Genomic DNA, 9,765 nt, shown 5'->3' with positions numbered 1-9,765 from the left:
TTCGGGCTCCTTTCGCGTGCGTCTCGCTCGCCACCGAAAGTCGCTGCAACATCCCCTCCCAGGATCTGCCCCGCTGCGTTATGGAATGCGAAACGCCGCTGGGACGTATTGCGTGCTTATGTCACGAATACTGCCCGAGATGAATGATGCTTCGGCCCTGTAATGCAAACCCGCCCATAAAACCGTGCAACGTTAATACCGGCATCCTCAGCAGATATCGATGGCCGTCCAATAATTCTTGATCCGGCGTCGTGGGCTGGCTAGGGTAGACGAATTTTGAGCGCGCCGCGTAGACGGCCTGGACTGGCGGGACAAGGACGCACTGTTCGAACGGGGCGCTTACGGACAGCCAGTGGCTGTCCGTCCCCGTGAGTTTGCGTCCGTCGCCAGGCCGGGATGACTGCGCGGGTAGTCCCGCAGGGACCGCAGCGATTATTCGTCTGCCCTAGCCAGCTCACGACGCCGGATCAAGAATTCAAGAAGATCACGAAACCAATAACAGAAACCAAGAGCAAAAAGCCGCCACAGCAGACTATCGCCAAACATTCACCGTAGCAAAACCCAAGGCAGTCAACGCCAAGCTGCCCAGCAAACTGACCCCCGCATAAGCCAGGGCCTGTAGATAAGCCCCCCGCTCCAGCAAACCCACCGTCTCGCCAGAAAACGTCGAAAATGTAGTCAGGCCACCCAGAAACCCAGTAATCAACATCAGCCTAAGCCAACTTGGCACATCGGGATACAACGCCAGCCCACCCAAAAGCAAACCAATCAAGTAACCACCGCTTAAATTGGCCGCCAGCGTTCCCCAGGGCATAAGCACATGCGGATGATTCAGCCATAATCCCAGGAGCCAGCGGCATATAGCGCCTGCCGCCGCACCGACTCCGATAGAAAGAAAATGGCTAAATGTCAGCATGTGTATTGAGGCCTTCCTTCTTTAAAACTCCTGAATTCAACGACGCCGAGCTAGTACGCTGCCCTACCGGGGCGCGTGCTCAATCAGGTAATTACGCACCAGCTCGGTGCTGCAATCCATGACATGAACACGCTGCGGCAAACTCGCCAATTCTTGCAAGTGCTCGGGCACTGGCGCTGGCTTGCCTATCGCTTCCAGTATCGTCTCGCCGAACTTGGCTGGCAATGCGGTTTCCAGCACCAGCATGGGAATACCTTCTTCAACAAAGGCGGCTCCGACCTTTACGCCATCCGCAGTATGTGGATCAATCAGGACACCACTGCTGTCATACACCGACTTGATGGTGGCCAGACGGTCTTGATGGCTGCTAACGCCTGCCACGAACCCGTAGCGTGACTCGAACAGCGGCAAAAGGTGACTCAAGTCGAATTCGCCCTGCAGCGCTAATTGCTGCCAGCATTCGCGTACCCGTGCCGGATCCTGGTCGAGCAGGTCGAACACAAAGCGCTCGAAGTTGGATGCACGCGAAATATCCATGGACGGACTGGACGTTGCGTGGGTCTGTGCCGCAGAACGAGGCCGATAAATACCCGTGCGGAAGAACTCTTCAAGCACATTGTTTTCATTCGTGGCCAGAACCAGCCTGCGGACCGGCAGCCCCATCTGGCGAGCAATATGACCTGCCAGGATATTGCCGAAGTTCCCCGACGGGACAGTGAACGACACCTGCTGCCCTGGCGCCGACGTGGCACGCAACCAGCCCCAGAAGTAGTACACGACCTGGGCGGCGATTCGAGCCCAGTTAATGGAATTGACGGCGCCCAGATGATAGGCCGATTTGAATTCCAGGTCGCCTGCCAGCGACTTGACGATATCCTGGCATTCGTCGAATACGCCCTTCAGGGCAATATTATGAATGTTGGCATCCTGCAGAGAATACATCTGCGCGCGCTGAAACTCGCTCATGCGGCCATGAGGCGACAGCATGAATACGGATACCCCGCGCTTGCCGCGCAATGCGTATTCCGCCGCCGACCCGGTATCGCCCGATGTCGCGCCAAGGATATTCAACGTGGCCTGACGCTTTTCCAGGACATATTCAAAGACTTGGCCCAGGAACTGCATGGCCATGTCCTTGAATGCCAGGGTTGGCCCTTCCGACAGGCCCAGCAAGCTCATGCCTTTGCCCAGGGGCTTGAGCGGCACCATCTGCTCGCCCGGAAAGACATCGGCGTTGTAGGCCGCGTGCGTCAGCCTGGACAAGTCAGCCTTGGGAATATCATCAATAAACAGGCTTAGTATTTCCGACGCCAAATCGGCATAACTTAAGCCGCGCCAGGATTCCAGCGTTGCGGCGCTAATGGTCGGCAAGCTTTCTGGTAAAGCCAGCCCGCCATCGGGCGCCAAGCCTTCAAGCAATATGTCGGAAAACGCCAAAGGCGCCATCGCACCACGAGTCGAACGATATTTCATACCAGACTCTCCACGCGCAAGCGCGTTACGTCAGAGCGCACGAACGACAAGCCCTGAATCTGCGCCAGGGCCGTGTCGACATCCCCTTCCCGCGCCATATGCGACAGAAAGATAATATCCGCCTCGGTGGCGCCATGCGGTTCTTGGAACATCGAACCAATAGAAATACCCGACTCGGAAAGGATGCGGGCAAGGTCGGCCAATACACCGGGACGATCTTCTACGCGCAGGCGCAGGTAATACGAAGACTGTACCTCGGCAACAGGCAAAATACGAATATCTTCCATGGCATCTGGCTGGAAAGCCAGGTGCGGCACGCGATGCTCTGGGTCGGCGGCCTGCAGCCGGGTTACGTCGACCAGATCCGCCACCACCGACGACGCCGTAGGCAACTCACCGGCGCCCTGACCGTAGTACAGCGTGGCGCCGACCATATCGCCGTGCACCAGCACGGCATTCATCGCACCTTCGACATTGGCCAGCAGGCAGTCAATCGGCACCAGCGTGGGATGCACGCGCAACTCGACGCCATCGTCGCGCCGGCGGGTAATGCCCAGCAGCTTAATGCGATACCCCAAGCGCTCGGCATGGGCGATATCTTCTTGCGCCAACGATGAAATCCCTTCGATATGGGCTTTGTCGAATTGCACAGGAATACCGAAAGCCAGTGATGCAAGCAAGGTCAGTTTATGTGCGGCGTCCACGCCTTCGATATCGAAGGTAGGATCTGCCTCGGCGTAGCCCAGTTGCTGCGCTTCGGCCAGCACGTCGCTAAACGGCAAGCCGCGCGAGCGCATTTCCGACAGAATGAAGTTGGTCGTGCCGTTGATGATGCCCGCCACCCACTGAATGCGGTTGGCGGTAAGGCCTTCGCGTATTGCCTTGATAATAGGTATGCCACCGGCGACAGCAGCCTCGAAGGCCACCATTACGCCCTTGGCATGAGCCGCAGCAAAAATTTCATTACCATGCTTGGCCAGCAAGGCCTTGTTGGCCGTGACCACATGTTTGCCCTGATTGATGGCTTCCATGATGAGGTCGCGCGCCAAAGTATCGCCGCCGATCAGTTCGACAACAATGTCGATATCGGGGTTGCGCACCACTTCCATGCCGTCTTGCGTGATAGGCACCTGGTCGCCGAGCAAGCGCCTGGCTTTCTCTATATCGCGTACTGCCACCGCCCCGACTTCGATACGCCGGCCCGCGCGGCGGGCGATTTCTTCGGCGTTGCGCGTCAATACTTTCCAGGTGCCACCGCCAACCACGCCCAGACCTAATAAACCAACTTTGATAGGACTCATTTACTTACCCAATCCGTCCTTGCGGAACATTTCTTTAATGCCACGCACCGCTTGACGGGTGCGCTGCTCGTTTTCAATCAGGGCGAAACGCACATAGTCGTCGCCGTACTCGCCGAACCCCACGCCTGGCGACACCGCCACCTTGGCATCCGCCAACAAGCGCTTGGAAAATTCGAGCGAACCGAGTTTCTGATAGAACTCAGGAATCTTGGCCCAGATGTACATGGACGCCTTGGGAATATCGACCATCCAGCCGGCCTCATGCAGGCCTTTGGCCAACACATCGCGGCGATTGCGATATTGCTCCACCACTTCCAATACGCCATCTTGGGGACCTTCGAGCGCTGCGATCGAAGCCACCTGGATAGGCGTGAAAGTGCCATAGTCGTGATAGCTTTTAATGCGCGCCAACGCATTGACCAATTCTTGATTTCCCACCATGAAACCCACGCGCCAGCCGGCCATGTTGTAGCTTTTGCTCATGGTAAAGAACTCGACCGCCACATCGCGAGCGCCCTCGACCTGCATGATGGACGGCGCCACATAACCGTCGAACGTAATGTCCGCATAGGCCAGGTCGTGGACAACCAGAATATTGTGTTCTTTGGCCAGGGCGATAACGCGCTCGAAAAACGAGAGGTCGACACATTGGGCAGTGGGATTGCTGGGGAAGCCCAATATCATCATCTTGGGCTTGGGTATGCTTTCGCGCACGGCCCGTTCGATTTCCTCGAAGAAATCCAGCCCAGGTGTCATTGGCACAGAACGGATATTCGCTCCGGCAATGACTGCCCCATAAATATGTATGGGATAGCTGGGATTGGGTACCAGCACCGTATCGCCACGATCCAGCGTGGCCAGCATCAAGTGGGCCAGGCCTTCTTTGGAGCCAATGGTAACGATCGCCTCGGAGTCCGGATCGATCTGTACGCCGTAACGACGCTCGTACCAGCCCGAAATCGCCTTGCGCAAGCGGGGTATCCCCTTGGATACCGAATAGCCGTGGGTATCGGGCCGCGAAGCAGCCTCGATCAGCTTGTCGACGATATGCTTGGGTGTTGGCCCATCGGGATTACCCATGGACATATCGATAATATCTTCGCCCCGTCGTCGCGCCGCCATTTTCAATTCGCCAGTAATATTGAAAACATAGGGCGGCAAACGCTCTATACGCGGAAAACTCGTCATGATGATCCTTGGGTGACAAAAGGGGAATAGGTATCGATGGGTGCAGCGCAACAATTTCGATAATCTAGCCTAAGCCGGCGCTCCGGGCAAATGCAATTCGCTTTTTTCAGGCAACTAGGCAGTTTAATCGATTCAAAAAAAATCGGATTCATGATTATCACGGTAGCTTTGCGCTATGATCTTCAAGACTTTGGGAGTTTTTTTGTGCAATTACAAAGCGAATCTAACCCGGCGCTCAATACCGTGACAGCGTACGGGGATGACTATATAGAAATCAATGAAGTCTCGTACGGGCACGCCGTCTATTTTGGACCCGAAGGCGAGATTCACACTTGGCCGGTGGAGCTTGTCAGCGACATCACGGCAGCCGTGCTCCGCGCGGTCGCCGGATTAGGCGAAACGAAGGCCGACCCTATGGCGTTCCTCGAGGGCAATACTGTGCAACAAAAACCCATTGACGCGCCTGAGGTGCTGTTAGTGGGAACCGGGCTCAAGCAACATCTGCTGCCAGCCCATGTTACGCGGCCCTTGCTTGATATAGGCATAGGCGTCGAAGTCATGAGCACCCAGGCGGCCGCCCGCACCTACAATATCCTGATGGCCGAAGGACGCCGGGTCATTGCCGCCCTATTACCCCTCAAGGAAACCGCATGAGCGAAATCGTAGTTGGCCTGCCGGCCCCCGCCTTCACCGCTACCAGCACCCAGGGCGAAATCAGCCTGGACACACTTCGTGGCAATTTTGCCGTCTTGTATTTTTATCCCAAAGACAGCACACCGGGCTGCACAACCCAGGCACAAGGCTTTCGTGACCACTATCAGGATTTTGTGGATGCTGGCTGCCAGATCGTCGGCATATCCCGCGACTCGCTGAAATCGCACACCAACTTCACCGAAAAACAGGCACTGCCTTTCCCTTTGATCTCTGATCCCGACGAAACCTTGTGCCAATTGTTTAATGTCATGAAAATGAAAAACATGTACGGTAAACAGGTACGGGGGATAGAGCGCAGCACATTCCTGATCGACCGCGATGGCGTGTTGGTTCAGGAATGGCGAGGTCTACGGGTACCCGGCCATGTTGACCAGGTATTGCAAGCTGTCAAAGATCGAGCCTGAAAAAAAAGCCTCAGGTCCCCTTAAGCTGTAAAGTCGATTATTACTGTTTATATTCCCGATCAGGAGCACACGCTTTATGCCGCTACCCAAGTTGCCAACCCGAATGGGAGCCATGATTACCCCTATGGCTCACTCAAAGGCTACCGATACGCCAGAGATCGCCAAGACTGCGGCCCCTGTTATCGACCGCAAGCCGCGGGCTAAGCGTCCAGCATCAACCAACGCAACCGTTTCACTGGTTGCCGCGGTACCTGACATCGTGGTGCCTGATATTGAAGCGCCAGCCAAAAAACTGCAGCCAGCTATTGCCGTGCCGGCTTCGCGTCCGATCAAGAAAATCCGCCTTCCTGTTGCCAAGCGCAAGCTATTCGTGCTGGATACCAACGTGCTGCTGCACGACTCGAACTCCCTGTTCAAGTTTGAGCAACACGATATCTTCCTGCCCATGATCGTGCTTGAAGAGCTCGATCACCAAAAAAAGGGCATGTCGGAAGTTGCGCGTAACGCACGTCAGGTCAGCCGTTTTCTTGACGGCCTGGTAGGCAGTGCGAACAGTCTTGAAAAAGGCATAGAACTGGACGCGCTGGGTAACCAGGAAGCGCTGGGCAGTCTGCTCTTTCAGACTGAAGCACTGCACTCGGAACTACCCATCGAGCTACCCGCGGGCAAGGCTGACAATGTCATCCTGAACGTGGTCCACGCCTTGCAGGCCTTGTACCCCAAACGCGCGGTGGTGCTGGTGTCCAAAGACATCAACATGCGCCTGAAGTCGCGCGCGCTTGGCCTGCCCGCCGAAGACTACATGAATGACCACGTCCTCGACGACTCGGACCTGCTCTATGACGGCGTCATGCCCTTGCCCGAGAATTTCTGGGCCAAGCACGGCAAAGACGTCGAGTCGTGGCAGCAAGGCGGTACGACCTACTACCGCATCAAAGGCCCATTGTGCTCCGAATTCATGGTCAACGAATTCGTGTATTTCGACGGCGAGCTTCCCCTGCAGGCGCAGGTCAAGGAAGTCAGCGGCAAAAGCGCCGTGCTGGCGACGCTGCGCGATTACTCGCATGGCAAGAACAATATATGGGGAATTACTGCTAGAAACCGCGAGCAGAATTTCGCACTGAACCTGCTCATGAACCCCGATTGCGACTTTGTATCATTGCTGGGCCAGGCCGGTACCGGAAAAACCTTGCTGGCCCTGGCTGCCGCATTGACGCAAACTCTGGAAACCAAGCGCTACAACGAGATCATCATTACCCGGGCCACGGTTCCCCTGGGTGACGACATTGGTTTCCTGCCCGGCACGGAAGAAGAAAAAATGTTGCCATGGATGGGCGCCCTGGAAGATAACCTGGAAGTACTCCATCTTGGCGCGGGCAACAATGAAATCGCACCCAATACAGGAGGCCAGGACTGGAGCAAGAACTCCACCATGGAACTGATACGCTCGCGCATCAAGGTCAAGTCGCTGAATTTCATGCGCGGCCGGACTTTCTTGAACAAAATCGTGATTATCGACGAGGCCCAGAACCTGACTCCGAAGCAAATGAAAACGCTGGTTACACGAGCCGGCCCGGGAACGAAAATCATCTGTCTGGGCAACATCGCCCAGATCGATACGCCCTATCTGACCGAAGGCAGTTCCGGCCTGACCTACGTGGTCGACCGTTTCAAGGGCTGGCCTCATGCCGGCCACATTACGCTGCAACGCGGCGAACGCTCACGCCTGGCCGATTACGCGAGCGAAGCGCTATAAAACCCTGACCAACACTGTTACTTTTTAATCCCGGGCATCAAGCCCGGGATTTCTTTACACTGCTGCAATGAGCCTCACTACGCCACTACCGATAGGATTCACCATGGGCGATGCCGCAGGCATCGGGCCTGAAATCATCGTCAAGCTTTTTGCGGCGGGCTTACCGCACGCCGCGCTGGTATATGGCGATGCCGGGGTTCTCGACGCAGCGATAAGCCAATTGGGCCTATCAGAGAGTCTTCGGGTGGAAATGATCAGTGAGCCAGAATTGGCGGTCAATGCCAGTGGCATCATTCCTGTGCTGAACCGCTGGCAGGCACTGCCTGACGACCTGCCCTCCGGCCAGCTCAGCGCCGCAGCGGGCCGAGGTGCCTACGAATACCTTTGCCATGCCATAGACGACGCGCAGGCAAAGCGCCTGCGTGCCATCGTCACCGCGCCACTGAATAAAAAAGCCATGCAGGCCGGCGGCATCGACTACCCAGGCCATACCGAAATACTGGCCGAACGCACCGGTACATCGCGTTATGCGATGATGCTTGCCAACCCAGATCTGCGCGTCATCCTCGTCACCATTCACATCCCGTTGAGCCAAGTCAGCCAGCAAATCAGCTATGACGCCGAATTGGACACCATCCGTTTGGCGCACCGGGCTTGTATACAGGCTGGCGTCAAGCAACCACGCATTGCTGTGGCCGGCCTGAACCCGCACGCGGGCGAAGACGGCCGTTTCGGACAAGAAGAAATCCAAACCATAACGCCCGCCATTAAACAGGCACAGTCTGAAGGCATAGCCGCCAGCGGCCCTTGGCCCGGCGACACTGTTTTCATGCGCGCCAAGCGAGGCGAGTTTGACATCGTGGTAGCTCAGTATCACGATCAAGGGCTGATACCCGTCAAATACCTGGGGGTGGATGAAGGGGTTAACGTCACTATCGGCCTGCCTTTCGTACGCACGAGCGTAGACCACGGCACCGCCTTCGACATCGCCGGCCGGGGGATTGCCGACCCTGCCTCGCTGCGGGCCGCCTATGACCTGGCTTTGGCCATGACGCCCGACGACGATAGCGCCTGAACCATCCGCCAGGAACTACTGCGTATACCCGCGCGAAGCACCCTTTCCTGCAACCTCTACTGTTTCCTGATGAAGCCTCGCTTTTCCTTTTCGATTGACCCGTTCCTGATCAAGCTGTTTTTGGCAATTGTGCTGGCCAGCCTGATACCTGTCCATGGGGTCGGCGTCCCGGTCTTTGGCTGGGCTACCAACCTGGCCATTGCGCTCTTGTTTTTCCTGCACGGCGCCCGCCTATCACGCGAAGCAATTGTTGCCGGCGCCTCGCACTGGCGATTGCACGGCACTATTTTCGCAGTGACCTTCGCTATTTTTCCAATACTGGGCTTGTTGTTCGGCCCCGTGCTCAAGCTTTACGTCACGCCTGATCTTTATACCGGCATTCTGTTTCTGTGCTGCCTGCCTGCGACAGTGCAATCCGCGATTGCCTTTACATCGATAGCCCGCGGTAATGTACCGGCAGCGGTCTGCAGCGCATCCGCATCCAGCCTGCTTGGCGTCTTTTTGACACCTGTGCTGGTAGGCGTAGTGCTGGCCGGAAGCAGCGCAAACGGCATCCCTTTCTCGTTCGACGCCATAGGCAAAATCATGCTGCAATTGCTGCTGCCTTTTGTACTGGGACAGCTTGCCCGCCCCTGGATAGGGGCATGGGTCATCAAGCGCAACCGCATGCTGAAGGTGGTGGATCAAGGTTCGATATTACTGGTGGTCTACACGGCGTTTTCCGAGGCGGTCGTCGGCGGTCTATGGGCCAACACCCCGCTATCCGCGCTGGTAGCGCTGGTGGTTATTTCGTTGTTGCTATTGGCCATGGTGCTCGGCATCGCGCTGCTGCTGGGTCGCTTGCTGAAGTTCAAGATCGAGGACCGGATCACGTTGTTGTTCTGCGGTTCGAAGAAGAGCCTGAGCAGCGGTATTCCCATTGCGAATATTCTGTTTGC

Annotated in this window: 9 protein-coding genes; 5 read left to right on the top strand and 4 right to left on the bottom strand. The window is 56.5% G+C overall.

What is annotated here, in order from left to right:
• Positions 1–532: 532 nt before the first annotated feature.
• The 4 genes from crcB to alaC form a co-directional block, all read right to left on the bottom strand.
• Positions 533–916, bottom strand: a complete 384-nt coding sequence (gene crcB / locus ABWO67_RS17255) for a fluoride efflux transporter CrcB (protein ID WP_353153885.1) — start codon at positions 914–916, stop codon at positions 533–535.
• Between the two features lie 63 nt (positions 917–979).
• Positions 980–2,389 (bottom strand): threonine synthase, encoded by a 1,410-nt coding sequence (gene thrC / locus ABWO67_RS17250; protein ID WP_353153882.1) that lies wholly within the window; start codon positions 2,387–2,389, stop codon positions 980–982.
• Positions 2,386–3,690, bottom strand: coding sequence for a homoserine dehydrogenase (locus ABWO67_RS17245; RefSeq protein WP_353153879.1), 1,305 nt, complete (start codon positions 3,688–3,690; stop codon positions 2,386–2,388). Before ABWO67_RS17245 ends, thrC begins: the two co-directional genes overlap by 4 nt.
• A complete protein-coding gene (gene alaC, locus ABWO67_RS17240; protein ID WP_353153877.1) occupies positions 3,691–4,878 on the bottom strand; it encodes an alanine transaminase in 1,188 nt (395 codons plus the stop codon).
• Positions 4,879–5,082: 204 nt separating this feature from the next.
• Between alaC and ABWO67_RS17235 the strand changes: the two genes are divergently transcribed.
• From ABWO67_RS17235 to ABWO67_RS17215, 5 genes are all read left to right on the top strand, one after another.
• A complete protein-coding gene (locus ABWO67_RS17235) occupies positions 5,083–5,532 on the top strand; it encodes an Mth938-like domain-containing protein (RefSeq protein ID WP_353153874.1) in 450 nt (149 codons plus the stop codon).
• Positions 5,529–5,996: a peroxiredoxin gene (locus ABWO67_RS17230; protein WP_353153871.1), complete on the top strand. Its 468-nt coding sequence runs from the start codon at positions 5,529–5,531 to the stop codon at positions 5,994–5,996. The genes ABWO67_RS17235 and ABWO67_RS17230 overlap by 4 nt, the downstream gene beginning before the upstream one ends.
• 76 nt (positions 5,997–6,072) lie before the next feature.
• On the top strand, positions 6,073–7,752 hold the full coding sequence (locus ABWO67_RS17225) for a PhoH family protein (protein ID WP_353153868.1): 1,680 nt from the start codon (positions 6,073–6,075) through the stop codon (positions 7,750–7,752).
• Positions 7,753–7,819: 67 nt separating this feature from the next.
• Positions 7,820–8,827 carry a 4-hydroxythreonine-4-phosphate dehydrogenase PdxA gene (pdxA, locus tag ABWO67_RS17220; RefSeq protein ID WP_353153865.1) on the top strand — a complete coding sequence of 336 codons (1,008 nt, stop codon included), beginning with the start codon at positions 7,820–7,822 and terminating at the stop codon, positions 8,825–8,827.
• Positions 8,828–8,896: 69 nt separating this feature from the next.
• On the top strand, positions 8,897–9,765 hold an 869-nt coding region (locus tag ABWO67_RS17215; protein WP_353153862.1), incomplete at its 3' end, for a bile acid:sodium symporter family protein.

It is taken from the genome of Pollutimonas bauzanensis, from assembly GCF_040393045.1.
Lineage (GTDB): Bacteria > Pseudomonadota > Gammaproteobacteria > Burkholderiales > Burkholderiaceae_B > Pollutimonas > Pollutimonas bauzanensis_A.
Note: the sequence above shows the minus strand (reverse complement) of the source record. Positions and strands in the feature narration are given on the sequence as shown.

Bases quoted from the DNA above. Each gene is read 5' to 3' on its own strand.
- ABWO67_RS17225 (WP_353153868.1), top strand. From the start codon at position 6,073: ATGCCGCTACCCAAGTTGCCAACCCGAATGGGAGCCATGATTACCCCT.
- pdxA (WP_353153865.1), top strand. From the start codon at position 7,820: ATGAGCCTCACTACGCCACTACCGATAGGATTCACCATGGGCGATGCC.
- thrC (WP_353153882.1), bottom strand. From the start codon at position 2,389: ATGAAATATCGTTCGACTCGTGGTGCGATGGCGCCTTTGGCGTTTTCC.
- alaC (WP_353153877.1), bottom strand. From the start codon at position 4,878: ATGACGAGTTTTCCGCGTATAGAGCGTTTGCCGCCCTATGTTTTCAAT.
- crcB (WP_353153885.1), bottom strand. From the start codon at position 916: ATGCTGACATTTAGCCATTTTCTTTCTATCGGAGTCGGTGCGGCGGCA.
- ABWO67_RS17245 (WP_353153879.1), bottom strand. From the start codon at position 3,690: ATGAGTCCTATCAAAGTTGGTTTATTAGGTCTGGGCGTGGTTGGCGGT.
- ABWO67_RS17230 (WP_353153871.1), top strand. From the start codon at position 5,529: ATGAGCGAAATCGTAGTTGGCCTGCCGGCCCCCGCCTTCACCGCTACC.